Annotated in this window: 22 protein-coding genes and 3 tRNA genes; 14 read left to right on the forward strand and 11 right to left on the reverse strand. The window is 72.1% G+C overall.

What is annotated here, in order from left to right:
• Window positions 1-515 precede the first annotated feature (515 nt).
• Entirely contained in the window at window positions 516-1,547 is a 1,032-nt protein-coding gene (locus tag ACWD4A_RS30295) for an ArsR/SmtB family transcription factor (RefSeq protein WP_451198806.1), read from the forward strand.
• Here ACWD4A_RS30295 and ACWD4A_RS30300 read toward each other — a convergent pair.
• Genes ACWD4A_RS30300 through ACWD4A_RS30310 form a run of 3 tightly spaced genes read right to left on the reverse strand, consistent with a single transcriptional unit; the run spans window position 1,505 to window position 4,549 of the window.
• The gene (locus ACWD4A_RS30300) at window positions 1,505-2,341 is read right to left on the reverse strand and encodes a carbohydrate ABC transporter permease (protein ID WP_451198807.1); all 837 of its coding nucleotides are present in this window, start codon (window positions 2,339-2,341) and stop codon (window positions 1,505-1,507) included. The two genes, ACWD4A_RS30295 and ACWD4A_RS30300, sit on opposite strands and share 43 nt — an antisense overlap.
• Before the next feature lie 3 nt (window positions 2,342-2,344).
• Window positions 2,345-3,289, reverse strand: coding sequence for a carbohydrate ABC transporter permease (locus tag ACWD4A_RS30305; RefSeq protein ID WP_451198808.1), 945 nt, complete (start codon window positions 3,287-3,289; stop codon window positions 2,345-2,347).
• The gene (locus ACWD4A_RS30310) at window positions 3,290-4,549 is read right to left on the reverse strand and encodes an ABC transporter substrate-binding protein (protein WP_451198811.1); all 1,260 of its coding nucleotides are present in this window, start codon (window positions 4,547-4,549) and stop codon (window positions 3,290-3,292) included.
• Window positions 4,550-4,692: 143 nt separating this feature from the next.
• Here ACWD4A_RS30310 and ACWD4A_RS30315 point away from each other — a divergent pair, with 143 nt between their 5' ends.
• On the forward strand, window positions 4,693-5,919 hold the full coding sequence (locus ACWD4A_RS30315) for an RNA-guided endonuclease InsQ/TnpB family protein (protein ID WP_451198836.1): 1,227 nt from the start codon (window positions 4,693-4,695) through the stop codon (window positions 5,917-5,919).
• Between the two features lie 13 nt (window positions 5,920-5,932).
• Here ACWD4A_RS30315 and ACWD4A_RS30320 read toward each other — a convergent pair whose 3' ends face one another.
• Window positions 5,933-7,834: an APC family permease gene (locus tag ACWD4A_RS30320; protein ID WP_451198813.1), complete on the reverse strand. Its 1,902-nt coding sequence runs from the start codon at window positions 7,832-7,834 to the stop codon at window positions 5,933-5,935.
• Window positions 7,835-8,056: 222 nt separating this feature from the next.
• Between ACWD4A_RS30320 and ACWD4A_RS30325 the strand changes: the two genes are divergently transcribed.
• A complete protein-coding gene (locus ACWD4A_RS30325; protein ID WP_451198814.1) occupies window positions 8,057-8,620 on the forward strand; it encodes a hypothetical protein in 564 nt (187 codons plus the stop codon).
• 99 nt (window positions 8,621-8,719) lie between these two features.
• Here the strand turns inward: ACWD4A_RS30325 and ACWD4A_RS30330 are convergent, their stop codons facing one another.
• Window positions 8,720-9,631 (reverse strand): oxidoreductase, encoded by a 912-nt coding sequence (locus ACWD4A_RS30330; protein ID WP_451198816.1) that lies wholly within the window; start codon window positions 9,629-9,631, stop codon window positions 8,720-8,722.
• A 164-nt stretch (window positions 9,632-9,795) separates the two neighbouring features.
• Between ACWD4A_RS30330 and ACWD4A_RS30335 the strand changes: the two genes are divergently transcribed.
• On the forward strand, window positions 9,796-10,581 hold the full coding sequence (locus tag ACWD4A_RS30335; RefSeq protein ID WP_451198817.1) for a sulfite exporter TauE/SafE family protein: 786 nt from the start codon (window positions 9,796-9,798) through the stop codon (window positions 10,579-10,581).
• Window positions 10,582-10,813: 232 nt separating this feature from the next.
• Window positions 10,814-11,707, forward strand: coding sequence for a trypsin-like serine peptidase (locus tag ACWD4A_RS30340; RefSeq protein ID WP_451198818.1), 894 nt, complete (start codon window positions 10,814-10,816; stop codon window positions 11,705-11,707).
• Between the two features lie 340 nt (window positions 11,708-12,047).
• Here the strand turns inward: ACWD4A_RS30340 and ACWD4A_RS30345 are convergent, their stop codons facing one another.
• A complete protein-coding gene (locus ACWD4A_RS30345; RefSeq protein WP_451198819.1) occupies window positions 12,048-12,728 on the reverse strand; it encodes a SanA/YdcF family protein in 681 nt (226 codons plus the stop codon).
• 95 nt (window positions 12,729-12,823) lie between these two features.
• Between ACWD4A_RS30345 and ACWD4A_RS30350 the strand changes: the two genes are divergently transcribed.
• The 4 genes from ACWD4A_RS30350 to ACWD4A_RS30365 all read left to right on the forward strand — a co-directional run bounded on the left by ACWD4A_RS30350 (window position 12,824) and on the right by ACWD4A_RS30365 (window position 18,810).
• Window positions 12,824-14,158: a deoxyguanosinetriphosphate triphosphohydrolase gene (locus tag ACWD4A_RS30350; RefSeq protein WP_451198822.1), complete on the forward strand. Its 1,335-nt coding sequence runs from the start codon at window positions 12,824-12,826 to the stop codon at window positions 14,156-14,158.
• Window positions 14,159-14,322: 164 nt separating this feature from the next.
• Window positions 14,323-15,591: an NAD(P)/FAD-dependent oxidoreductase gene (locus ACWD4A_RS30355; RefSeq protein ID WP_451198823.1), complete on the forward strand. Its 1,269-nt coding sequence runs from the start codon at window positions 14,323-14,325 to the stop codon at window positions 15,589-15,591.
• Window positions 15,592-15,620: 29 nt separating this feature from the next.
• On the forward strand, window positions 15,621-17,522 hold the full coding sequence (gene dnaG, locus ACWD4A_RS30360) for a DNA primase (protein ID WP_451198825.1): 1,902 nt from the start codon (window positions 15,621-15,623) through the stop codon (window positions 17,520-17,522).
• Between the two features lie 142 nt (window positions 17,523-17,664).
• Window positions 17,665-18,810: an RNA polymerase sigma factor gene (locus ACWD4A_RS30365; protein ID WP_451198826.1), complete on the forward strand. Its 1,146-nt coding sequence runs from the start codon at window positions 17,665-17,667 to the stop codon at window positions 18,808-18,810.
• A gap of 27 nt (window positions 18,811-18,837) precedes the next feature.
• On the opposite strand, the gene ACWD4A_RS30370 is transcribed toward ACWD4A_RS30365, so the two are convergent.
• Window positions 18,838-20,265 carry an FGGY family carbohydrate kinase gene (locus ACWD4A_RS30370; RefSeq protein WP_451198828.1) on the reverse strand — a complete coding sequence of 476 codons (1,428 nt, stop codon included), beginning with the start codon at window positions 20,263-20,265 and terminating at the stop codon, window positions 18,838-18,840.
• A gap of 42 nt (window positions 20,266-20,307) precedes the next feature.
• On the reverse strand, window positions 20,308-20,595 hold the full coding sequence (locus ACWD4A_RS30375) for a YtxH domain-containing protein (protein ID WP_451198837.1): 288 nt from the start codon (window positions 20,593-20,595) through the stop codon (window positions 20,308-20,310).
• Between the two features lie 210 nt (window positions 20,596-20,805).
• On the opposite strand from ACWD4A_RS30375, the gene ACWD4A_RS30380 reads away from it, so the two are divergent.
• From ACWD4A_RS30380 to ACWD4A_RS30390, 3 genes are all read left to right on the forward strand, one after another.
• Window positions 20,806-20,878 (forward strand) — tRNA-Asn (locus ACWD4A_RS30380).
• Between the two features lie 5 nt (window positions 20,879-20,883).
• Window positions 20,884-20,959 (forward strand) — tRNA-Asn (locus ACWD4A_RS30385).
• 177 nt (window positions 20,960-21,136) lie between these two features.
• Window positions 21,137-21,210 (forward strand) — tRNA-Ile (locus ACWD4A_RS30390).
• Between the two features lie 164 nt (window positions 21,211-21,374).
• Here the strand turns inward: ACWD4A_RS30390 and ACWD4A_RS30395 are convergent.
• Window positions 21,375-23,246, reverse strand: a complete 1,872-nt coding sequence (locus tag ACWD4A_RS30395; protein ID WP_451198829.1) for a CASTOR/POLLUX-related putative ion channel — start codon at window positions 23,244-23,246, stop codon at window positions 21,375-21,377.
• Between the two features lie 152 nt (window positions 23,247-23,398).
• Here ACWD4A_RS30395 and ACWD4A_RS30400 point away from each other — a divergent pair, with 152 nt between their 5' ends.
• The gene (locus ACWD4A_RS30400) at window positions 23,399-24,118 is read left to right on the forward strand and encodes an HNH endonuclease family protein (RefSeq protein WP_451198830.1); all 720 of its coding nucleotides are present in this window, start codon (window positions 23,399-23,401) and stop codon (window positions 24,116-24,118) included.
• A 41-nt stretch (window positions 24,119-24,159) separates the two neighbouring features.
• Here the strand turns inward: ACWD4A_RS30400 and ACWD4A_RS30405 are convergent, their stop codons facing one another.
• Window positions 24,160-24,873: a hypothetical protein gene (locus ACWD4A_RS30405; protein WP_451198831.1), complete on the reverse strand. Its 714-nt coding sequence runs from the start codon at window positions 24,871-24,873 to the stop codon at window positions 24,160-24,162.
• 197 nt (window positions 24,874-25,070) lie between these two features.
• Between ACWD4A_RS30405 and ACWD4A_RS30410 the strand changes: the two genes are divergently transcribed.
• Window positions 25,071-25,433: a hypothetical protein gene (locus tag ACWD4A_RS30410; RefSeq protein ID WP_451198833.1), complete on the forward strand. Its 363-nt coding sequence runs from the start codon at window positions 25,071-25,073 to the stop codon at window positions 25,431-25,433.
• Window positions 25,434-25,492: 59 nt separating this feature from the next.
• Here ACWD4A_RS30410 and ACWD4A_RS30415 read toward each other — a convergent pair.
• Window positions 25,493-25,890, reverse strand: a 398-nt coding sequence (locus ACWD4A_RS30415; RefSeq protein ID WP_451198834.1) for a VTC domain-containing protein, incomplete at its 5' end; no start/stop codon positions are given.

Here is a 25,890-nt window from a genome sequence, read left to right on the forward strand (position 1 = left end):
CCCCGGTACTGCGGGCAGCCGCCGGACGGCAGCTCCGCGACCAGGCTCTGATCCGTGCCCTTCCGCGGCCCCGGCCCCGGATGCACACAGCCCCCACCGGCCCGCAGACGAAGGGCAGGACGGGCGCAACCGGATCAGAGACCCGCATCCGAACGAAGCGGAGCCCCCGGGTGGTAACCCGTACGTAACGTGGGCGTACCCCGCAACCGGAAGCCCGCCGCACGGCGAAGGGGCGGCGCCCGTGCGGGAGCGCCGCCCCTCTTACTCCCCCACCGGGAGTTGTTGCCGCCCGCATCGGCTCGGGCGGCAACTCGCATACTCAGCGGCCGCTTTTTCGCTCGCCACCCCCCACGGGAACGAGCGGGAGCAGCCCCGAGTGCGTGAATAGCATTTCGCTTCGCAGACGTTCCCCGCGAGTCCTTTCAACTGTGGCCAAAAGGGCGTGGTAACAGCTCGTATCGGTGTGCATACTCAGTGAGCGGGGGGTGGTTGCGGATGTCTCATGTGGGGGTTTGGTGCTACGCGTCCATTTCACTGGACTCGATCTGGCCCGGTTGCGCCTGGCCGGAGACCCGGACGCACTCTGGGAAACCGTATTGAGCCTGCACCGGCTCCGGGACAAACAAGGCGAGTCGATCTTCGGCGATTGGCGGTCGGAAACCCGGGCCAGGTTGAATGGTGAAACTCGGCTTCTCGCCCCGCTGGTTCCCTCCCGCGGCTATTTTCCGGACTTCCTGACGCCCCCCGAAGGCGTACTCGGACTGGACTCGGGCATGCAGGCGCTGCGCGAGACCCCGCCCGACCGGGTGCACCGGGAGCTGGGCAGGCTCTCCACGGTCCGCACGCTCCCCGCTTGGATACGATCCATGGCGGAGGGCGACCCCCGGGCCTTCGCCAAGCTGACGGGCGCGCTGCACGCCTACCACGAGGCGGCCATCGCCCCCTACTGGTCCCATATACAGGCGCAGATAGAGGCGGACCGCGCGGTGCGCGGCCGGGCGCTGCTGGACGGCGGCGCCGACGCGCTGCTGTCCTCGCTGCCGCCGATGATGCGCTGGCGGGCCCCCGTACTGGAGGCCGACTACCCCGTGGACCGCGACGTCTTCCTCAACGGCCGGGGCCTGCTGCTGGTTCCCTCGTTCTTCTGCCGCCGGACGCCGGTCACCTACGTCAACCCCGAGCTGCCGCCCGTTCTCGTCTACCCGGCCCGGCACATGTCGGAGTCCTCGCCGCCCGTCGAGGCGCCGCCGCGGTCGCTGGGCAAGCTCGTCGGGCACACCCGCTCCGCCGTGCTCGGCTCCATCGGCGGCGGCTGCACCACCAGTGAACTCGCCCGCCGCGTCGGGGTGTCGGCGGCCTCCGCCAGCCAGCACGCGGGCGTGCTGCGCGAGGCGGGCCTCGTGCTGACCCTGCGCAACGGCAGCGCGGTGATGCACACCCTGACGCCGCTGGGCGCCGCGCTGCTGCGGGGCGGCCACCGCGCCCCGCAGCCCGTCCGCCGCCCTCAGCCGTCGATCCCCGACCGCTCCGCACCCGCAACTATGTAGCGCTGGAGCGCCACGAAGACCACCAGCAGCGGCAGGATCGACACCGCGGCGGCGACGAACAGCTCGTGGAGGTTGACGCTCTGCGCCGTGGTGAACGTCGACAGCGCCACCTGCACCGTCCACGCGTCCCGGTCCTGTCCGATGACCAGCGGCCACAGGAAGGCGTTCCAGGCGCCGATGAAGACGATCGCGCCGACCGACGCGAACACCGGCCGCGCGTTGGGCACGACGACGCGCCAGTACGTGCGCCACGGACCCAGCCCGTCCACCTGGGCCGCGTCCTCCAACTCCCGGGGGAAGCCCAGGAAGTACTGCCGGAAGACGAAGCAGGCGAAGGCGCTGAACAGCGTCGGCACGATCAGCCCGTGCAGCGTGGACACCCAGCCCAGCGAGGAGACCAGCACGAAGGACGGCACGAACGTGACCGCCGCCGGCACCATGAGCGTGCCCAGGACCGCGTAGAGGACGGCGTTCGCGTGCCGGTACGGGATACGGGCCAGGCCGTAGCCGGCCAGCGAGGCGAGCAGCAGCGTGCCGAGCGTGGTCGCCACCGCGATCAGCGTCGAGTTGAGCAGCGCGTGCGCCATCGGCACGCTCGGGTCGTCGAACAGCTCGCGCACGTTCGACCAGCGCAGCTCGCGGGGGAAGAACGTCCAGCCGGGCGCGGTGATGTCCGCCTCGGTGGCCAGGCCGTTGCGCACGAGCAGATAGAACGGGACCAGGAACACCACGGCCAGCGCGATCAGCAGCACCAGCCGCAGCGCCCGGCCCACCCGTACGAGAGCGTCGTCCATCCCTCACCCCTCCTCGTTCCGCTGCCTGCCGAGCCCGGACCAGCGGGCCTGGACCACCGTCACCACTGCGATGACCAGGGCGAGGACGACCGCGCCCGCGCTGCCGAGACCGAGGTTCTGCTCCTGCCCGAGCGCCGTGTAGTAGAGGTAGACCAGCGGCGGCCGCGCGTAGGGCGGATAACCGCGGGCGTCCGACAGCAGGTTGTAGAACTCGTCGAACGCCTGGAAGGCGTTGACGACCAGCAGCAGCACCACCGCCACCGACGTGGCGCGCAGCGCCGGGAAGGTGATGTGGCGGAAGGTCTGCCAGCCCGGCCGGGCGCCGTCGACGGCGGCAGCCTCGTAGAGCTGTGGCGGGATGCGCTGCAGCCCGGCGAGGAACAGCACCATGTAGAAGCCGGTCTGGAGCCAGAGCCGGACGGTCACCAGGACCAGCCAGTACCAGGGCGGATCGGTGGTCGACAGCCAGGCGACCTGCTCGGCGCCGAACCAGCCCAGCACGGTGTTGGCCAGGCCGAACCGCACCCCGTTGAAGATCGACAGCTTCCAGACCAGCGCCGCGACGACGTAGGAGCACGCGGTCGGCAGAAAGAAAACCGACCGGAAGAATGCGCGCGCGAAGCGCAGCCTGCCGACCGCCAGGGCCAGTCCGAGCGACAGCGCGTACGTGGCCGGGACGATGAAGGCGGTGAAGACCGTGAAGGTCGCCAACGCGTCCCGGAAAGCGGGTTCGCCCAGTACCGCCGTGTAGTTGCCGAGACCGACGAAGCGTGTCGGGGAGACCGTGTTGCGGGCGTCGAAGAAGCTGAGCCAGACGCTCCAGGCGAGCGGCACATAGGTGAAAAGAGCGAGGCCGATGGCGAACGGACCGACGAAAACCCAAAACCAGAGGGTCTGATTCCGCTCGCGTGGGGTGGTGCGCCGTCGTGTGCTGCCGGGCGCCGCCATTCAGGACTTCTTCTGTACGCGCCGGAGTTCGGCCTCCGTGGTGCGGAGCGCCGCCCTCAACTCGCCCTCGGGGTCGGCGCCGCCCTTGATGATGCGGCTGAGAGCATCCTGATAGGCGGTTCTGCTCGCCACCGTCCACAGAAGGGGCTGCGCGTAGCCGTGCTCGGCCGTGAAGCGCACCGCTTCCGCCGCCGCCCCCTCTTTGAGCCGGCTCGCCTTCGCGGCGAGCGACAGACGGGACGGTATGTGAAATCCGTAGGAGAGCGCGAAGTCCTCCTGATAGTCGGTGCGGTCGACCCACAGCCACTTCACATACGCCTTGGCCGCGTCCCGGTGGCCGCTGCGGGCGCTCACCGCGGAGCCGTACGCGCCGACCGGCACGGCGGGCTTCCCCGACGGGCCGTCCGCGGGGAACGGCAGCACCCCGAAGTCGTCGCCCAGCGCCTTCTTCACCTGGGGCAGCGCCCACAGTCCGGACCACTGCATCGCGGTCAGCCCCTGGACGAACGCGGACGGGTCGGACCAGTCGGCGGGCGCGCCCAGCAGCAGCGACCTGTCGGCGTACAACCGGTGGATCTTGCCGAGCGCGCGGGCCGCGGCCGGGTCGTCGAAACCGGCCCTGCCGTCGTCGGTGACCAGGGAGAGGCCCGCCGCGTAGAGGGGCGTGCCGCCGAGGACGCCCGCGCCGCCGTCGTTGCCGAGGAAGAGGCCCTTGACCCGGGAGTCCGTGAGCCGCCTCGCCGCGTCGACCAGCTCGTCCAGCGTCGTCGGCGGCCGTACCCCCGCCTTGTCCAGCAGGCTCCTGCGGTAGTAGAGCAGCTGGGTGTCGACGACCTGCGGGACCGCCCACACCCGGCCGTCCCAGATCTTCGGCTTGAGGGCCGCCGGGTGGAAGTCGTCCCGGACGCCCCCGACCAGATCGGTGAGGTCGACGACCTGGCCGCCCCGGATCTGGTCCAGCGTCGGGCCGTTGACCTCGAACACATCGGGCCCCGAGCCGGTCAGCAGCGCCGCGGAGGTCTGCTGGTCGTAGTCGCCGGGCCGCCACTGGACCCGTACGTCCGCGTCCTTGTACGCGCCCGCGTACCGCCGCACCGCCCGCTCGGTGCCCGGCTCGCCGTACTGGTGGTACCACTGCGACAACCCGGGCCCCGAACCCCCGCCGCCACGCCCGGTGTTCGAACCGCACGCGGCGGCGAGGCCGCCCGTCAGCGCGAGCGCGCCGCCGGTCGTCAGGAGTCGTCTGCGGCTGATCGCCATGTCGTCCGTCCCCTCGTTGTGTGGCCGTGACTGTACGGCTCAACGATCAACGAAACCGGCCATTTTCTCATCGAAATCGCATATCTGCCGCGCTTATGCTCGTTTCGCTGTTCTCTGCGGTCGGTTTCCCCAGGATCATGCGTATGCAGCTTCGCTACAACTACCGGATGTACCCGGATGCGCTCCAGTGCCGTGCGCTGAACCGCGCGTTCGGGTGTGCCCGGGTGGTGTGGAACGACTGCCTACGGGCTCGCGAGGAAGCGCGCGCGGCCGGGTTGCCCTACGTCACATCGGGTGAGTTGTCCAAGGTGTACATCACCCAGGCCAAGCGCACCGAGGAGCGTGCATGGCTCGCGGAGGTGTCGGCGGTCGTTCTCCAGCAGTCTCTGCGAGATCTGGACACCGCTTACAGGAACTTCTTCGACTCGATCAAGGGCAAGCGCAAGGGGCCGAGGGCTTCCCTGCCCCGGTACAAGTCGAAGAAGGACACTCGACAGTCCATCCGGCTGAACACCAACGCCTTCTCCCTCCAGGGCAACGGCACCGTGTACGTGGCCAAGGTCGGCCACATCAAGGTCCAGTGGTCCCGCCCGTTGCCCGCGGCGCCCACGTCCCTCACCGTCATCAGGGACTCGTCCGGCCGGTATTTCATGAGCTTCGTCGTGGACACCGAACCCGATGTCCTCCCCGAGCTGGAAACCGAGGTCGGTATCGACCTCGGTCTGTCCACCTTCGCTGTCCTCTCCGATGGCACCTGCATCAGCTCGCCGAAGTTCCTGCGTCGTGCGGAGAGGAAGCTCAAGCGGTTGCAGCGGGAGCTGTCGCGCAAGGCGAAGGGGTCGAGGAACCGGGCCAAGGCCCGTATCAAGGTCGCGCGTCAGCACGCCAAGGTTGCCGACAGGCGGCGGGACTGGCATCACAAGGCCTCCACACGCATCATCCGCGACAACCAAGCGGTGTACGTGGAAGACCTCGCGGTGTCCGGTCTCGCCCGCACCAGGCTGGCCAAGTCCGTGCATGACGCCGGATGGTCCTCGTTCGTCGGCATGCTGGAGTACAAAGCCGTCAAACACGGCCGCTACTTCGGGAAGATCGGCCGCTTCGAGCCGACCTCCCAGATCTGCTCCGTGTGCGGCACCAAGGACGGTCCCAAGCCCCTCCACGTCCGGGAATGGACGTGCAAGCGCTGCGGGACCGTCCACGACCGCGACGAGAACGCCTCCAAGAACACCCTGGCCGCCGGACGGGCGGACAGGCTAAACGCCTCGCGGAGCGCGGGTAGGACCAGGACGAAAGTCCCGGCACCGCGCGGAGAAGCAGGAAGCCACCGAGACGGTCGGACGACCGTGGCAGGAATCCCCGGCCGTTAGGCCGGGGAGCACGTCAACGCCGCGTGGCGCTGTTTCCGGCCGGGGCGGGTTCGGCGCCGAGGCGGAAGCGGAGGCGGCAGATGACCGCGTCGGTGTCGCGGCGCACGGCGTGGGCAACGACGGCGCCCCGCTGGTTCTGCAGCAGCCGCTGCCATACGTGCGCGGGCTCGACCTCCGGTATCAGCACCGTGACGCGGTTGTCGGGGTGCCGGTCGGTCAGTTCGCGCACATAGGCGACGATCGGGGCGCCCAGGGCCCGGTTGGGGGCGGGCAGTTCGACCAGGTCGACGCCCGGGTTCCACAGCTCCCAGTCGCGGCGCAGCGACTCGGCGGCGCGGTGGCCCTCCGCATCGGGCTGGGTCACGGTGACGGCGACCACCTCGTCGCCGAGCGACACGGCGGCGGTCAGGGCCTTGCTGGTCAGCCGGGACAGCGAGGACACCGGCACGACGACCAGCGAGTGGCAGCGGCGCGGCGTCTCGGGCACCCGCCCGAGCCCGAGCCGGTCGCCGATCCGCCCGTACGCGCGGTGGACGGCCTCGAAGACCAGCACCATCAGCGGCAGCGCGAGGACGATCAGCCAGGCGCCCTCCTCGAACTTCGTCGCGGTGACGACGACCGCGGAGACGCCGGTGAGCACCGCGCCGAAGCCGTTGAGGAGCGCCTTGCCGCGCCACTTGGGGGAGCGTTCCTGCCGCCAGTGCCGGACCATGCCGACCTGGCAGATGGTGAAGCCGACGAAGACGCCGATCGCGAAGAGCGGCACCAGGGTGTTGACGTCGCCGCCGGAGAAGACCAGCAGCAGGGCGGAGACGGCGGCCAGCGCCAGCACGCCGTGCCGGTGGACCTGCCGGTCGGCCTTCAGGCCGAAGACGTGCGGCAGGTAGTTGTCCCGGGCCAGCAGGCCCATCAGGACGGGCAGCCCGCCGAAGGAGGTGTTCGCGGCCAGGGCCAGCAGCACCACGGTCGCGAACTGCACCACGTAGAAGGCCCAGTTGTGGCCGAGCGAGGCGTCCGCGAGCTGGGCGAGGACGGTGACGCCCTCGACCGGCTGCAGGTGGAAGCGGCCGATCAGCACCGACAGGCCGATCAGCATGACGCCCAGCAGCGCGCCCAGCGCGACCTCCGTGCGCTGGGCGCGCTTGGCGCGCGGGGCGCGGAAGGACGGCACGGCGTTGGCGACGGCCTCGACGCCCGTCAGCGCGGAGCAGCCCGCGGCGAACGCCTTCAGCAGGAGCAGGGCGCCGACCGAGGTGGCGTTGTCGGCGAGTGCGGACGCGTGCCCGGCGGCGGCCTCGGTGCTCGCGGGCGCGGACCGGAACAGGCCCGCCACGACCACCGCGAGGATCGAGCCGATGAACACGGCGGTCGGCACCATGAACCACTTGGCCGATTCCACGATCCCGCGCAGGTTCACGCCCGTGACCAGCACCAGCACGGCCAGGCAGAGCCACAGCCGCTGGTCGTAGAGGGAGGGGAAGGCGGAGGTGAGGGCGGCGACGCCGGCCGTCACGGAGACGGCCACGTTCAGCACGTAGTCCAGCACCAGCGAGGCCGCGGTGACCAGGCTGGTACGGCGGCCCAGGTGCAGCTTGGCGACGGCGTAGGACCCGCCGCCGTCGGGGAAGGCCGCGATGACCTGGCGGTAGGAGGCGACGAGCACGGCCAGCAGCGCGGCGATCGCGAGCGTCACCGGCAGGGTGAAACCTAGGCCGTACGCCCCCGCCGCCGCCAGCACCAGGACGATCGACTCCGGCCCGTACGCCACGGACGCCATCGCGTCGAGCGAGAGGGCGGCCAGGCCCTGGGTGGCGGTCAGCCGGTGCCGCTCCTCCGCGGCCGACTGCGCGGCCCCGGTATCGGGCGGTTCCTCGTCGGCCCCGGCGCGCTCGTCCGTATTGGCCACCATGGACATCTTTTGTCGTACCTCCGTTGCGTGGGACGGCCAGAGTGCGCCCGGCTTCCGGCGGCCGCGCACGGTCTTGGCGCCCTCTTGGCGCGGTTCCACGGGATCTTGATGCGTTCTTGACAGCGGTGACTGACGGAGCGTCAGTGCCGCGTCAGAAACGGGGCGCCCGGCATCAGTACGCCGTCAACGGCCGACACCTCGCCGGACCACCGGCCTAACGTCACGGCCATGGGACGGCGACAGGCCTTGCGGATACGCAGCAGCGGTGCACGGACCGCCCCGCCGGGTGGTGCGGTGCTCGCCCACGACCGTCATTGGCGACGCGAGGCACGGGCCGCCTGGCTCTCCGGGGCCGGCCTCACCGCCGTGCTCGCCCTCATCGACCTCGCCCGGGGCGGCCTCGACGCCTTCCGCGGCGGCTGCTGGGCCACGCTCGGCGCCCTCCTCGTCGCCGTGCTGCTGCCCCAGCGGGTCACCGCGGGCGACGGCTGGCTGGCCACCCGCGGCCTGCTGCGCGAACGGCGCGTACGCACCGACCTGCTCACCCGGGTCCGGCGGTCCGACGGCATCACCCCACGGCTGATCCTGCGCGACGTCGGCGGCGGCCGCGTCGAACTGGACCCGGCCGTCCTCGTCGCCAACCCCCTGCTCTGGCACCAACTGGACACGGGCGCGCGGCGGGCGCGCGAAAGCGGCCTGCTGCGCGAGGGCGGGACGGTACTGGCCACCGTGGCCCGCCGGGTGGACGGGGACACCACGAAGGCCCTGCTGGAACGCGCGGGCCTGGACTGACTCCGCCTGCGGCGGGGAGACAGCCGGGGGAGTCCGAGGACGCCCCCGGAAGGAGCTCCCGCCGCAGGCGGCCAGGCGGGTACGGCGGCCGGCGGCGGATCAGGCCCAGCGGTAGGTGACGCCCGTCAGGCGTTCCGACGCGGTCCACAGGCCCGCGCCCGCCGCGTCGTCGCGGGTCCACGGCGCCCGGAGCGCCCGGCCCGGCCCCCGCCTCCCCGGGCCGAAGAAGTCGTCCTGCCGGACGTCGGGCGCCGTCGCCGCGTAGAGCGTGGGCAGCGCCCCGGCGTCGGCGCTCTGCGCGACCGCCCGGTTGAGGAGCTGGAAGGCCCGCTCCGCCCAGGCCCGCTCCTCCATCCGCGCCCCCGCCGTCTGCAGGTTCGTCGCCGCGTAGCCGGGGTGCGCGGCCGCGGCCACGACCGGGAGGCCCGCCGCGGTCAGCCGCCGGGACAGCTCGTGGACGAAGAGCAGGTTGGCGCTCTTCGAGCGGCCGTACGCGGGCCAACGCCGGTAGCGGTGCTCCATGTTGGGGTCGCGCGGATCCACCGTGCCCAGGAAGTGCAGGCCGCTGGAGACGCTGACCACCCGCGCGCCCCGCCCGGCCGCCCGCAGCCGCTCCAGCAGCAGCCCGGTGAGCGCGAAGTGCCCGAGGTGGTTCGTGCCGAACTGCATCTCGAACCCGTCGACCGTCCGGCGCTCCGGGAGCGCCATCACCCCGGCATTGTTGATCAGCAGGTCGAGCCGGTCACCGGGGAACTCCTCCGCGAACGCCCGCACGGACGCCAGGTCCGCGAGGTCCAGCGGGGCGAACAGCACCTCCGCCCCCGGGGCCTCCGCCCGGACCCGGTCCTCGGCGGCCTTGCCGCGCGTCGCGTCCCGGCAGGCCAGCACCACCCGGGCGCCCCGGCGGGCGAGCTCCCTGGCGGTGATGTAACCGAGGCCGCTGTTGGCGCCGGTCACCACCGCGGTGCGGCCGGTCTGATCGGGGATGTCGCTCGCGTTCCAGCCGTCCACGTCTGCCGCTCCTACGAGTGAGTAGCTCTGAGGGAGAATCCCAGCCTAGGTGACGGGGCGGGCCCCGGCCCGCCGTTCGCCCCGACGGCGTACACCGCCCCACCGGCGGGACACGTCACCCACCCGGCCCAATCGGCCGGTTGAACCGCCACTACCATCCGACGGTGACCCCGGACATCCCCCTGACGACGTTCCTGGCCCTCTGCGCGGCCGCGGCCGCCGCGGGCTGGGTCGACGCCGTCGTCGGCGGAGGCGGACTCGTCCAACTGCCCGCCCTGCTCGTCGGCCTGCCCCACGTCGCCCCCGCCCACATCCTCGGCACCAACAAGGCCGTCGCCATCTGCGGCACGGCAGCCGCGGCCGTCGCCTACGCGCGCCGCGGCGCCCTCGATCTGCGGACGGCGGTACGCATCGGCCTCGCGGCCCTCGGCGGCTCCCTGGCGGGCGCCTTCTTCGCCTCCGGCATCAACAGCGCCGTACTGCGCCCCCTGATCATGGCCATCCTCCTGGCCGTCCTCGCCTTCGTCCTGCTGCGCCCCACTTTCGGCGCGGAGGGGGTCTCCGGCACACCGGTGACCCGGCGCCGGGTGCTCACCGCGATACTCGTCGCGGGCCTCGGCATCGGCTTCTATGACGGGCTGATAGGCCCCGGCACCGGTACCTTCCTCGTCCTCGCCCTGGCCGCGATCCTCCGCCTGGACCTGGTGACCGCCTCCGGCACGGCCAAGGTCGTGAACGTCTGCACCAACGTGGGCGCGCTCGTCACCTTCACGCTCCAGGACTCCGTCATCTGGCAACTGGCCGTGCCGATGGCCCTCTTCAACCTCACCGGCGGGGCGGTGGGCGCCCGGATGGCGCTCAAGCGGGGGAGCGGGTTCGTCCGCGGGGTGCTGGTCGTCGTCGTGGTGTCCCTCGTGTGCAAGCTGGGAATCGACCAATGGGGCGGATGACCGCGGCAGCGCCCGGGTGAGGCACGCGCCACGCCGTGGGACGGAATCGCGGGGCTCACAGGACATTCGTACGCTGGTCTTATGCCGGATCGTGTGTCATCCCACTGTACGGAAATCGCTCCGCCGCGGGCCGGTTCCCGACGGATGCGGCTAGCCTGTCGACTACCTTCCTGACGTGGTGGGGGTGCATGTGCGTTTCTCCCGGTGGCGCCGGGCCAGATGGTTCCGGGCCGTGCTCGCGGGACTGTATGTCGTCGCGCTGGCGGCAGCGGTGCCCAAGGGCGCGGGCGGGCACGGCCGGGACGGCAGCTGGTCCAGCGAGGAGGCCCAGCGCTTCTGGGGACCGTCACGGATGGCCGCCTCCTCGACGGACGGCGCCGACGGCGGCTCCGGCCGCGACGCCGGCTCCGAGGCGCAGAAGATCACCGGCAGCGCCCGGCACTTCGACGGGGTGCCCACGGTCGGGGTGCTGTTCTCCGTCGGCGAGGACATGAAGGAACACCACTGCACGGCGAGCGTGGTGCACAGCCCCAAGGGCAACCTGATCATCACCGCCGGGCACTGCTCCTTCGGCGACGACGCCGCCTTCGTACCCGGCTACCGCACCGGCGCGAGCAAGCAGCCGTACGGTGTGTGGGCCGTGGACCGCACCTTCGTCGACCCGCGGCGCACCGACAACGGCGAGGGATCCGACCTCGACTTCGCCTTCGCCACCCTCAAGCCCGACAGCCTGGGCCGCCAGGTCGAGCGCGTCACCGGCGCCAACCGGCTCGTCCGCACCCCCGGTTACACCGACCGGGTGACCGTCATCGGCTACCCCGACGCCGACGACGACCCCGCCGACCAGGCGATCCGCTGCACGGCCATGACCAGCAGACTGGACAACCACCGGCAGCTGAAGATGCGCTGCGACGGCTTCTTCTCCGGCACCTCGGGCAGCCCCTGGCTCACCCACTTCGACGAGAAGACCCGGACGGGAGACCTGGTGGGCGTGCTCGGCGGCCTCAACGGCGGCGGCCCCGACGGCGACGACAGCTCGCAGGTCTCGTACAGCCCGATCAACGACGACGAGATCTTCAAGCTCTACCTCGACGCGATAAACAGCCGGGAACCCAGCCGCGCCTAGCCTCCGGCGGGAGCCGGATGGGGTGCGGGCCGGTTCGCCGCCTGCGGCGGGGGCTCCCTACGGGAGCGTCCTCAAACGCCGGACGGGCTGGAGATGGGGTGACGGGAGGGGGCGGGACGCGCAGGGGTGGTGTGGGACGTAAAGCGAAGCAGTCCCGCACCACCCCGGAGCGGCACGGCCCCGCACCTGACAACGGTGACGAGCCCACAACCAGCCCGTCCGGCGTTTGAGGACGCGGCCGCAGGCCGCTCCCGCCGCAGGCGGCAACCGGCCCGCAGGCGGCAACCGGCCCGCAGTCGGCAGACGGCCCGCACTCAGCAACGACACCCAGCCGGCAGGCTCACCCGTCGGAGGACAAGGCCCGTGCCAGCCCCGGCTCGCGCGGTCCCAGAAAGCGCGGCCCCGGCCGCACCAGCGCCTCGAACGCCGCCTTGCCCGAGGCGAACACCTCGCGGGCACCGCCCGCGTACCACGTCGGGCCGTGCGAATCCTCCGCGCTGACGCCGTGCGCGTCGATCCCCGCCGCCTCGCACAGCGCCAGCGCCCGCCGTATGTGGAAGCCCTGACTGACCAGCACCGCCTTCCGCACGCCGAAGACCCGCGCCGCCCGCGTACAGGAGTCCCAGGTGTCGAAGCCCGCGAAATCGCTGACGATCCGGCCGTCCGGCACCCCCCGCTTCGTCAGATAGGCGCGCATCGCGTCCGGCTCGTCGTACTCCTGGCGGCCGTTGTCACCGGTCACCAGCACCGCCCGGACCTTGCCCGCCCGGTAGAGCTCGATCGCCGTGTCCAGCCGGTGGGCCAGATACGGGGAGGGCTCGCCGCTCCACAGGCCCGCGCCGAAGACCATGGCCACCGGCGCCTCCGGGACGCCGGCCACCTCCCGCACCCGTGGGGACGCCGAGGCGTACACCCAGGTGATGGGCGCCAGCGCGAGCAGACAGCCCGCCACCACCGCCCACAGCGCGCGGCGCCTGCCCGTCCTCGTCCGCGGCAGCCGCACCCCGCCCCTTCGCCTCATGCCGAACACCCTTTCGTCCCCATTGATCAACGCCATGGCGGCCCGGCCGGTTCCCGGCATCGCTGCTGTCACACCCGGCCACTACCGTCGGGGGTATGAACGGATCGGCACGGATCGCGATGGAACAGCCCGGCATCGCCGGATACGACGCGGCGGACCTGGAGCGCTGGGCCCCCGAGCCCGACAAGCGCCCGGGGCGCACCGCCTTCCAGCGCGACCGGGCCCGCGTCCTGCACTCCGCCGCGCTGCGCCGCCTCGCCGGGAAGACCCAGGTCGTCACCCCGGGCGGCAGCGGCCAGGTCTGGGACGCCAGTCCGCGCACGCGCCTCACCCACTCCCTGGAGTGCGCCCAGGTGGGCCGGGAGCTGGGCGCCGCCCTCGGCTGCGACCCCGACCTGGTCGAGGTCGCCTGCCTCGCCCACGACCTCGGGCACCCCCCGTTCGGGCACAACGGCGAGCAGGCGCTCAACGAAGTCGCCGAGCCCTGCGGCGGCTTCGAGGGCAACGCCCAGTCGCTGCGCCTCCTCACCCGTCTCGAACCCAAGCGCTTCGTGTCCCGCGGCGGCGAGCTGTGCAGCGTCGGCCTCAATCTCACCCGGGCCGCCCTCGACGCCGCCACCAAGTACCCCTGGCCGCGCGGCGGTCACCCCACCGACCCGGCCTCCCGCAAGTTCGGGGTCTACCCCGACGACGTCCCCGTCTTCACCTGGTTCCGGCAGGGCGCCCCCGAGGGCAGGCAGAGCTTCGAGGCCCAGATCATGGACTGGTCCGACGACGTCGCCTACTCCGTCCACGACGTGGAGGACGGCCTGCACGCGGGCCACCTCGACCCCGATGTGCTCCTCGCCGGGCCCGAGCGCCGCGAGGTGTTCGCCGTCGCCGCCGGGCGCTACGCGCCGGGCGCCGGCCCCGAGGAACTCGCCGAGGCCCTCGACCGCCTCCTCGAACAGGAGTGGTGGCCGCACGGCTACGACGGATCGGCCGTCGCCCAGGCCCGCCTGAAGGACGCGACCAGCCAGCTCATCGGCCGTTTCTGCCTCGCCGCCGAGACCGCCACCCGCGCCGCCTGGGGGGACCGGCCGGGCCGCCGCGGCCGTCTCACCCGCTACCGCGCCCAGCTCGAGGTCCCCCGCGCCACCCGCCTCGAATGCGCCGTCCTCAAGGCCGTCGCCGACCGCTATGTGATGCAGCGCGCCGACCAGGAGAAGCTCCGCGCCGACCAGCGCGTCGTCATCGCCGAGCTCGCCGAGGCGCTCGTCGCCCGCGCCCCCGACGGCCTCGACCCGCAGTTCCGCACCCTCTACGAGGCCGCCCACGACGACGCCGGGCGGCTGCGCGCCGTCGTCGACCAGATCGCCGCCCTGACCGACGCCTCCGCACGCGCCCTGCGCACCCGGCTCGCCGAGGCGGGGACTGTGCCAAAAGGGTGACCGAATGTCCACAGAATCCGAGGAATTCCCCCACACCATGCGGGTACTGACCCGTCCGGGGAGTCCCTCTTCCGGCGGCTGACTTCGTGCGGCACTCTCTGCACGGGCGATCTCGACCGGGGGCGGTAGCGCAGACGCACTGCGTGGCAGCGAGGAGGCAGCAAGTGGTCGACGCACACCAGACGTTCGTCATCGTCGGAGGGGGCCTGGCCGGGGCGAAGGCCGCGGAGACCCTCCGTTCGGAGGGCTTCACCGGCCGGGTGATCCTCATCTGCGACGAGCGCGACCACCCCTACGAGCGGCCGCCGCTCTCGAAGGGGTACCTCACGGGCCAGGACGACCGCGACAGCGTCTTCGTCCACGAGCCCGCCTGGTACGCCCAGGCCGACATCGAGCTCCACCTCGGACAGCCCGCCGTCCACCTCGACCGCGCGGCCAAGTCCGTACGCCTCGGCGACGGCACCCGCGTCCACTACGACCGGCTGCTGCTGGCCACCGGTGCCGAACCCCGCCGCCTCGACATCCCCGGCACCGGCCTCGCCGGCGTCCACCACCTGCGCCGCCTCGCGCACGCCGAGCGGCTGCGCGGCGTCCTCTCCTCCCTCGGGCGCGACAACGGCCACCTCGTCATCGCCGGAGCGGGCTGGATCGGCCTGGAGGTCGCCGCCGCCGCCCGCGGCTACGGTGCCGAGGTGACCGTCGTCGAGCCCGAGCCCACGCCCCTGCACACCGTCCTCGGCCCCGAGCTCGGCCAGCTCTTCACCGACCTGCACGCCGAGCACGGCGTCCGCTTCCACTTCGGCGCCCGCCTCACCGAGATCGCCGGCCACGACGGCATGGTCCTCGCCGCCCGCACCGACGACGGCGAGGAGCACCCCGCCCACGACGTCCTCGCCGCCATCGGCGCCGCCCCCCGCACCGCCCTCGCCGAGGCCGCGGGCCTCGCCCTCGTCGACCGCGCCGACGGCGGCGGCATCGCCGTCGACGCCTCGCTGCGCACCTCCGACCCCGACATCTTCGCCGCCGGGGACGTCGCCGCCGCCGAGCACCCCTGGCTGGGCACCCGGCTCCGCGTCGAGCACTGGGCCAACGCCCTCAACGAGGGCCCCGCCGCCGCCCGCGCCATGCTCGGGCAGGAGGTCTCCTACGACCGGGTGCCCTACTTCTTCTCCGACCAGTACGACGTCGGCCTCGAGTACTCCGGCTACGCGCCCCCCGGCTCGTACGACCAGGTCGTCTGCCGCGGCGACGTCGGCAAGCGCGAGTTCATCGCCTTCTGGCTCTCCGAGGGCAGGCTGCTGGCGGGCATGAACGTCAATGTGTGGGATGTCACTGATCCCCTCCAGAAGCTCATCCGCGCCGGAGCCACCCCGGACCCCGACGCCCTCGCCGACCCTGGAGTACCCCTGGAATCCCTGCTCCCGCAGTCCTGAGCGGCCTCGTCCGGCCGTAGAATTCTCGCGTGGCTGGACGGATCAACGATGACGACGTGAAGGCGGTACGGGACGCGGTCCCGATCGACTCCGTCGTGTCCGAATACCTCCAGCTCCGCAACGCGGGCGGCGGCAACCTCAAGGGCCTCTGCCCCTTCCACGACGAGAAGTCCCCGTCCTTCCAGGTCAGCCCCGCCAAGGGGCTCTTCTACTGCTTCGGCTGCCAGGAGGGCGGGGACACCGTCGACTTCGTCATGAAGATCGACCACCTCTCCTTCGCCGAGACCATCGAGCGGCTCGCCGGCCTGGCGGGCATCACCCTGCGCTACGAGGAGGGCGGCTACACCCCGGGCCGCCAGCAGGGCGAGCGCATCCGCCTGGTCGAGGCCCACAAGCACGCCGCGAAGTTCTACGCCGACCAGCTCGACAGCCCCGAGGCGGAGATCGGCCGCGCCTTCCTCGCGGGCCGCGGCTTCGACCAGGCCGCCGCCCAGCACTTCGGCGTCGGCTACAGCCCGGCCGGCTGGGACCACCTCACCCGCTTCCTGCGCGGCAAGGGCTTCAGCGACAAGGAGCTGATCCTCTCCGGCCTCGCCCAGGACAGCCGCAACGGCCGCCCCATCGACCGCTTCCGCGGCCGCCTCATGTGGCCCATCCGCGACATCACCGGCGAGGTCATCGGCTTCGGCGCCCGCAAGCTCCGCGACGACGACAACGGCCCCAAGTACCTCAACACCCCCGAAACCCCGATCTACAAGAAGTCGCACGTCCTCTACGGCATCGACCTCGCCAAGAAGGACATCGCCAAGAGCAGCCGCGCCGTCGTCGTCGAGGGCTACACCGACGTCATGGCCTGCCACCTCGCCGGGGTCACCACGGCCATCGCCACCTGCGGCACCGCCTTCGCGGCCGACCACGTCAAGATCCTCCGCAGGCTCCTCATGGACAACTCCCGCTCGAAGGTCATCTTCACCTTCGACGGCGACGCCGCGGGCCAGCGGGCCGCCCTCCGCGCCTTCGAGGACGACCAGAAGTTCGCCGCGGGCACCAACATCGCCGTCAGCCCCGGCGGCATGGACCCCTGCGAGCTCCGCCTCGACCGGGGCGACGAGGCTGTCCGGCAGCTCGTCGAGGACAGCACCCCCCTCTTCGAGTTCGCGATCCGCTCCCTGGTCAAGCAGCACGAGGTCGACACCCCCGAGGGCCAGGCCGCCGCCCTGGAGGAGGCCGCGCCGATCGTCGCGGGCATCAAGGACAGCTCCATCCGCCACCAGTACGCGGTGCGCCTCGCCGGGCTGCTCGGCATCCTCGACACCCAGTTCGTCGTCATGCGCGTGAGCCAGCTCGCCCGCTGGGCACGCGAGCGCGGCACCCGGCCCGACCAGGGCCGTACGCACCGCAACGCCCCCGCCGCGCCCCTGCCGCCCGCCGCCCGGACCGGCACCCGCGGCCCCGCCCTCAATCTGCGCAGCCCCGCCCAGCTCACCGAGCGGGAGCTGCTCAAGCTCGCCCTCCAGCGGCCCGAGCTCGTTGCCCCCGCCTTCGACGCCTACGGCGAGGACGAGTTCACCGCCGCGCCGTATGTGGCCGTCCGCCGCGCCGTCGAGCAGGCGGGCGGGGTCACCCAGGCCCCCGAGGACTACCTCACCCGCGTCCGTGAGGCGGCCCCCGACGACACCGTCCGCGGCCTGATCACCGAGCTGGCCGTCGAGGCCATCCGCAGCAAGAACGTCGACGAGCTCTACGCCGGGGGACAGCTGGTGCAGGTCCGTCTGCGGGCGGTGGAGCGGCGCGTCCAGGAGGTCCAGGCGAGCCTCGTCCGGCTGGGCACCGGGGCCGACCCGGAGCACCTGGCCGCCGTGCAGAACGAGCTCTGGGTGCTGGAGCAGTACGGCAGGTCCTTGAAGGACAGGGGAGCCGCGGCGCTCTGACCCGCGGCCGGGCGGCGGGTCACCACCCGTCACGGGGCGGACTCAGAAAGTGCCCGCAAGCCCCTCGTGGACGGCCTGCGTCGTACCCCACACTGGTGGGCGGTGCCTGGTCCGGCCGCAGGGACCCGGAACCCTCCGTCGCATGCCACCCCCCGAATCGGCAGCGATCACCTTGGAGGTCGCCCCCGTGCAGACCCGGACCCCGACCCGGCCCCAGACGCAGACCCTGTCCCCGGCCGCCGTGCCCCAGCAGGCGGAGCCGCCCGGCTGTGAGAGCCTCCCCGACGAGGCGTCCCCGGCGCCGGGCCCCGAACCCGGCGTGGAATCCGGCACGGAATCCGGCCCGGAACGCACCTCCGCCGCCGACTCGGGCGGCGGCCCCTCCTCCGACCTCTTCCGTCAGTACCTCCGCGAGATCGGCCGGATCCCGCTCCTCTCCGCGGCCGAGGAGGTGGAGCTCGCCCGCTGCGTCGAAGCGGGCCTCTTCGCCGAGGAGAAGCTCGGCAGCACCCCCGACCTCGACTCCCAACTCGCCGTCGACCTCGACCGGTTGGTGGTCCTCGGCAGGATGGCCAAGCGCCGCCTCATCGAGGCCAACCTGCGCCTCGTCGTCTCCGTCGCCAAGCGCTACATCGGCCGCGGCCTCACCATGCTCGACCTGGTCCAGGAGGGAAACCTGGGGCTGATCAGGGCGGTCGAGAAGTTCGACTACGCCCGCGGCTACAAGTTCTCGACGTACGCGACCTGGTGGATCCGGCAGGCCATGTCCCGCGCGCTCGCGGACCAGGCCCGCACCATCCGCGTCCCCGTCCACGTCGTCGAGCTGATCAACCGGGTCGTCCGCGTCCAGCGCCGGATGCTCCAGGAGCACGGCTACGAGCCCACCGCCGAGGAGGTCGCGGGCCAGCTCGACCTCACCCAGGAGCGGGTCAGCGAGGTGCTGCGCCTCGCCCAGGAGCCCGTCTCGCTGCACGCGCCCGTCGGCGAGGAGGACGACGTCGCCCTCGGCGACCTCATAGAGGACGGCGACGCGGCCTCACCCGTCGAATCGGCCGCCTTCCTGCTGCTGCGCGAGCACTTGGAGGCCGTCCTGTCGACCCTGGGCGAGCGCGAGCGCAAGGTCGTGCAGCTGCGTTACGGCCTGGTCGACGGCCGCCCCCGCACGCTGGAGGAGATCGGCCGGATCTTCGGGGTCACCCGCGAACGCATCCGCCAGATCGAGTCCAAGACGCTCAACAAGCTCCGCGACCACGCCTTCGCCGACCAGCTCCGCGGCTACCTCGACTGACGGGGCGCCCGACGGAACGGCGGCCCCCTACTGGAACGCCCCGGGGTGGGACTGCTCCCGCACGGTCACGTACTGCTGCCGGACCGCCTGCCCCACCGACAGGTCCTCGCCCGCCGCCTCGAACACCTGGCTGGCCGCCGCGGGCCACAGCGGGGGCTGCTGCGGCGAGTGCGTGCCGTGCTGGACGCCCAGAGCCCACGCCGCCTGCCGGGCCGCGCCCAGCGCCGCGTAGTCCGCGGGCTGCGGCACGACGACCTGCGCGCCGAAGAGGGCCGGGGCGATCGCCTGCACGGCGGGCAGCTCCGCGGCGGCGCCCAGCAGGAACACCCGCCGCACCTGGACGCCGCGGGTGCGCAGCACGTCCAGGGCGTCCGTGAGCCCGCAGAGCATCCCCTCGAACGCGGCCCGTGCCAGGTGCTCCGGCTTCATGCTCTCCCGTCGCAGCCCGGTGAGGCTGCCCGCGGTGTGCGGCAGGTGCGGGGTGCGCTCGCCCTCCAGATACGGCAGCAGCACCAGCCCGTACGAGCCCGGCGAGGACCGCAGCGCCAGCTCGGAGAGGCCCGCGAGGTCCGTGCCCAGCAGCTCGGCGGTGCCGCGCAGCACCCGGACCGCGTTGAGGGTGTGCACCACGGGCAGGTGCATGCCGGTGGCGTCCGCGTAGGAGGTGATGGACCCCGTGGGGTCGATGAGCGCCTCGTGGTGCACGGCGAAGACCGAGCCCGAGGCACCCAGGGAGATCACCGCGTCGCCGTGCCCGACCCCGAGGCCGAAGGCCGCGGCCATCGTCTCGCCCGTGCCCGCGGAGATCAGCAGCCCCTCCGGGGTGTGCCCGGCGGGCTCCGCGGGGGCGAGCACCTCCGGCAGCGCCACCGGGTGGCCCAGGGCCAGCTCCACGAGATCCGGCCGCCAGGACCCGGTCGCCGCCGACCAGCAGCCCGTGCCGGAGGCGTCGCCGCGGTCCGTCGTGCGCCGCATCGGACGGCCCAGCAGCTGCCAGACCAGCCAGTCGTGCGGCTGGAGCACCGCGGCCGTCCGCGTCGCCGACTCCGGTTCGTTCCGCGCGAGCCAGCGCAGCTTCGCCAGCAGCTGACCCGGCTGCGGCACCGAGCCGACGGCCTGCGCCCACGCGGCGCGGCCGCCCAGCGCGTCCGTCAGATCGGCCGCCGAGGGCTGCATCCGCTTGTCGTTGCCGAGCAGCGCGGGCCGGACGAGCACCCCGCCCGCGTCCAGCGCGATGAGCCCCTGCTGCTGCGCGGAGACGCCGATGGCCTGGACGCCCTCCAGCAGTCCGCCCGCGGCGGCGTCGCCGAGTGACATCAGCCACGCCTGTGGGTCCCCCTCGGTGGACGAGGGATGCGGCGCGTACCCCTGCCTGAGCACGGCACCCGTGTCCGCGTCGCAGACGACGATCTGTGTGCTCTTGGCGGAACTGTCCAACCCGGCGACTATGCCCATGCGGTGATGATGCCAAACGACTCCGGTCCGGGCGTCATCCGGTCATGTGTTGCTGGTGCCCCAGTCGTCCTCGGCGCCCTGGCCCCGCTCGCGCAGGGAGCGCACCCGGTCGCTCACCGAGCCGGGCAGCCGGTCGCCGAGCCTGTCGAACGCCTTGGAGGCCAGGGCCCGGCCGTTCTGCGCGGCGGATTCGGCGGTGTTGCGGACCGCGGGGTTCTGCGCGACCCGCTGCGCTCCCTTCCGCAGCTGCTCGTACCGCTCGCGGCCGGCCCGCGCGCCCAGCACGTACCCGACGGCCGCACCGATGATGAACGTCAGCCGGTAGCGCATCACGCTCCACCCTTCCCTCGGATCCCTCACGCCCCACACATCCAGTGGAGGGTCGGCGGGCTGTGCTCGGCGCCTACCCGCCGGGTGTGAAGGTCACTCCCGGGGTATCGATTGGCGGAGCACCCCCCTGCTTGCGCTAATGTATGTCTCGCAGCGAGCGCACGCCGCCCGGAAGACCGGTCGGCAGAGCATTCGAGGCACACGCGACATTCCCCTGTAGCTCAATTGGCAGAGCAGCCGACTGTTAATCGGCAGGTTACTGGTTCGAGTCCAGTCGGGGGAGCGCGATCCCCTGTAGCTCAATTGGCAGAGCAGCCGACTGTTAATCGGCAGGTTACTGGTTCGAGTCCAGTCGGGGGAGCCAGCAGGACAGGACCCCTTCATGGGGTCCTTTTTGCATTGGGCGGGAACCAACCCGGCCGTGATCGAAGTCCTCAAGGTCAGGTCGGTCACGCAATGCGGACCCACAGGGGCAGCAGATCGTATGAGCGGCTATGCTGCGGCAGACGGCGCGCACAGATGTGCGCGACGCGCCGTGAACGGGGCGGTAGCTCAGCCGGTTAGAGCAGCGGACTCATAATCCGTCGGCCGTGGGTTCGAGTCCCACCCGCCCCACTTTGCGGCTCAGGTGCAGAAACGTTGCGACCTGGTCTTACGGTGCCCCGCTTGGCTCTGGCCGGGCGGGGCACCGTGCTGTTGGTGCCCTCGGGTGAGCCCGAGGTGAGCCCGGCTGGTCTCGACCAGCCGGGGCACCGGTGTGTGAGGGGCGTCACCCGGCGTCAGTTCTCCGCCAGCACGATGACGTGGTCCCCCTCGCACAGCGTCACCGGGGCGGCCTTCGGGGGGTTGAGGAAGACCCCGTACGACGGGGGCTTGCCGTTGTCCCGGCCCAGGCGGTAGCCGATCGCGGTCTCGCCGCGCAGCCGGGCCGCCGCGACGACCGTCGTGAAGTTCACCTCCGCTCCCGGCCGCAGGTAGTGCGGTGCGGGCTTGAGGTAGATCTCCGAGCCCGCCGGGTCGAAGAGGTCGGCGAAGACCGCGTGGAGGTGGCGGTTCTCCGCCAGCTGGGTCAGCAGCAGGCAGGTCAGTTTGGTGCTGACGATGAAGTCGTCGGCCCTGGTGACCTGCGCCACCTCGCGGTTGCTGTCGACGTTCATCTCCGTGACGATCGAGTACGGGTCCCCGAGCCCGACCTCGATGTCCCGCAGGTGCAGCAGGGTCACCAGCGTCCGGTCGTCCGCGAGGCCCGGGTCGACGCTCTCGTCCGAGAGCACGACGACGTGCTGGTAGCCGCCGAGGCCGAGGGCCTCCAGGGACTTCCTGCTGGTCGGCTCGCAGTACCGGTAGCCGAGCGCGAGGCCGGCCCGTGGGGCCGCGAGCTCCGCCGCGGGGCGGACGGGTGCGGCGACGTCCAGGACCGAGCCCGGCCGCACCAGCTGGTCCAGCAGCTCGACGATCTTCGGGGCGCGGGAGTTCCAGCCGATCAGCAGGGTGCGGTCGGGGGCGGACGGCCGTCCCGGCACCGAGACGATCGCGGAGGCGAGGACGGGCGGTGTCGTCTCCGCGAGCCGGATGAAGACGTCGTCCTCGGCGACCAGGATCATCTCGTCGTCGGCGCCGATCACCGTGTCCATGGCGGGGTTGACCAGCACCGTGCCGTCCGGCCGCCGCAGCCCGATGGGTATGCCCAGGTCGTAGCGGTCCAGGGCCTCGCCGTACGTGGTGTCCGTCAGCGCCGGTTCGCGGCGGAGGTAGATCTCGTTGCCGATGAAGCTGAGCAGCTCGTCGCAGACCGCCGACAGGCCGGACTGGCGGTGCGACTGCGCCACCAGCCGGACCGCGAAGTCGTCGGCGTCGATCACCAGGGCGCCGTCGCCCGCCGCGAGCCGGGCGACGGCGAGGTTGTCCGACTCCTGCACCGCCGCGACCACCGGCGGCCGCGGGCCCGTCCACGCGCGGTTGTTCAGCAGCAGGAGGATCTTGATGACCGTGGTGTCGCGGTCGTCGCCGACCGGCGGCAGCACCATGACCGACTTGGCGGTGTCGGGGCTCACCAGCTCCAGGTCCGCCCGCTTCAGCGGGCTGCCGGACCGGCAGATCACCCGTGTGCGGCCGGTGTCGGGGACGCGCAGCCGGATCTGGTCGTCCATGTCGACCTTGTCGCGGTCGGCGAGGACCACCACACAGGAGCGGCGCTCGCTCTGATTGGCCTCCACCAGCTCCGCGACCACTGTGAACACCTGCTCCGACCAGCCCAGGACGACCGTGTGCCCGCGCTCGACGAGCTGGGAGCGGCCCTTGCGCAGCTGCTGGATGCGGTTGTCGAGGCCGGTGGTCAGCACACCGATGAGCGCGCTGACGATGAAGATGCCGCCGATGGTCACCGCGAGCATCAGCGCCAGGAACAGCGGCGCGCCCTTGTCGCCGCCCATGGTGCCCGCGTCGAGGGTGCGCAGCATGCTCATCCACGCGACGCCCGCCCAGCCGCCGTTGGCCTCGGTGTCCGAGTCGGTGAAGACCACCACCAGCACGGTGATCACCCCGATGAGGGTGACGGAGGCGAGCGCCAGCCAGCCGATCAGGGCGGGGGTGCCGCGGTCCATGGTGCTGTCGAACCAGTACCGCAGCCGGTCCCGCAGGCGTATGCGCATGACCGCCGTTCTCCGTTCCCAGGGGTGCTTCTCGATGGCCGATAGCGGGATATGACGGACCTTGAGTGATCATTTACGGGGTCGCGGCGGGCGGAAGCCGCCCACGCGGCCCCCGATGACGCGCATTCCGACACGAAACGAGGCCGGTCCCCTTGAACCCCCGCACCTTCCGTACAGCACTCGCCGCGGTCCTGGCGGGCGCCGTGCTCGCAGGCTGCTCCGCGTCCCACGACGGCGGTGGAAAGGGCGAGCCGGGCACCGCGCGGGCGGCCCTGGCGGAGCTGCCGGTGAAGAAAGCGGCCTCGAAGGCCGGCTACGACCGCGAGGCCAACTTCGGCCCGGCGTGGTCGGATTCGACGAGCGCCCTCGGCTCGGGGAACTCGTGCGACACCCGCAACGACATACTCGCCCGCGATCTGACGGACAAGAAGCTCAAGGGCGGCTCGAAGTGCGTGGTGGACGCGGGGACGCTGGCCGACCCGTACACCGGCGCGAAGATCCGCTTCCAGCGCGGGCAGAAGACCTCGTCGGCGGTGCAGATCGACCACCTCGTCGCGCTGTCCAACGCGTGGCAGACGGGCGCCCAGAAGATCGGTCAGGCGCGGCGCGAGGCGCTCGCCAACGACCCGCTCAACCTCGTCTCCGCGGACGGCCCGGCGAACATGGGGAAGGGCGACAAGGACGCGGCCGCGTGGCTGCCCGCCAACAAGGCGTTCCAGTGCACGTATGTGGCCCGGCAGATAGCGGTGAAGAAGGAGTACGGGCTGTGGGTGACGAAGGACGAGCACGACGCGATGGGGCGGGTGCTGGACACCTGCCCCGACCAGCCGCTGCCGACGGAGAAGACCAAGGAGGTGGCGCTGAAGCCGTAAGGCGGGGGTGTCCCCGCGCGCTCTCGGGCGCCGGCGGCGGATCACTGCCGGGCCTCCTGGAGTGCCGAGTGGAGGAACGGCAGGACCCCTCGTTCCAGTAGCGCCTGCTGCCACGCGCGCCGCGACAGCGCCACTTCCGTCTCCGGTTCCGCGGCTGCCTCCGCGGACTCGTCCGCCGTGCGCTGGCGCAGCGCCGTGAGCAGCAGGGCCGCTATCGCCGCCGCCGCGCTCACCACCGCGACGGCCGATGTGGTCCAGCCCGCGGTCACCAGGCCGTCCGCCAGGTGCTCCTGGGTGCCGGTGAGCCGCAGCCCGTAGCCGAGCAGCAGGAAGGCCACGGTGGCCACCGCCGCAAGTGCCGGCACGAGCACGCCCAGCGCCCCGAGCAGCCCGCCGGCGCCTCGTGCCGGCGGCTCGTCAGGATCCGGGGGAGGGGGCTCCTGCGCGGCGACGGCGGTCCGTTGCCGGAGGTACGCGTGGTACTCGTCGGCCGCCGTGGCCGCGATCTCCGCGCGGGCCCGCAGTGCCATGGCGCGTAATTGCTCGGCGCTGACGCGGGCCCCGTTGCCCCGCACCGCGTCCCTGATCTCCGGGAAGTGCAGGGCCTGTTGTACGACGTGTTCGAAGTCGGGTGTGTCCTCCACCCGGAGGTGGTCCAGACTGTCCATGGGCGTCCCCCGGTGCCAGTGGTGTGCCGTGTCGTCGTCCGCCGTGCGCCACCGGGCCGTGTCCGGGTGCCGGGCGGCGGACCTCATGACACTTCCCCACTTGCGCAACCTCTAAAGTGTCCCGCAAGGACGGGGATCGCGCGCCGGTCGGAGGGGTGGTGCGGGCGCTCGCCTTGATCGGTGGCGTGACCGCCGGTACTCTCGCCCGGCCCGTGCCCCGGCGGTCGCCGGGGCGGGGAACACGCAGGTCAAGACCGTCCACGGACTGTAAGGACAGAAGCAGAATGATGCACCGGATCGCACGCTCCATAGTCGGCGCCCTGGTCGTCGCGATGGCCGTCATGGGACTGACGGCCACGACGGCTCACACGGCGGCCGCGGCCACCGGGTCCGTCCGCCCGGCGGCCGCCGCGGCACCGGCGGCCGACGCGTCCGCGGTCACGGCGGCCGGTGCGGCGCGGGTGGCGAAGGCGTCGTCGTCCGTGGAGCTCGCCTCCAAGCCCGAGAAGAAAAAGAAGAAGGGCTTCTTCGCCAAGCTCGGCAAGTTCCTGCTGATCGTGGGGATTCTGATCATCCTCTTCTTCGTGCTGCTGATCGTCGGCATCATCTACGCCGCGAAGAGGATCTTCAGCCGCCGTCGCGGCTGAGACGTCGCCGCCCCGCGGGCCCGAGGGTCGTACACGAACCCCGGGCCCCGGCCCGCGCGTTACGCCGAGGCGCCGAAGGCGCACCGCGCCGCGCGCCGCCAGCGGTTCGCGGGCGACTCCGGCCGCAAGGCCGCGAACGCCCCGCAGTACTTCGTGAAGACGGCGGGACGTATGCCGTATCCGTGCAACAGCCGGTCTGCCTCGGTGAGGTGGCCGGTTGTTTTTGTTTCTACGAGGACGAGTTGGGGGTTGGCGTGGATGGTGTGGTGGGTGTGGAGGTCGGTGCAGGTGAGTGCGGCGTCGCAGGTGATGCGTTGGCCGTGGGTGACGAGGGTGGTGCGGAGGTAGTCGGTGGTGAGGGAGGGGGTGAGGTCGGTGAGGGTGGGGGTGATGCCGTAGGTGTGGTGGAGGGTGTGGGTGAGGAAGGTGTGGGAGTCGGGGTCGAGGGGGGTCTGGG

The organism is Streptomyces sp. NPDC002537 (assembly GCF_053594975.1).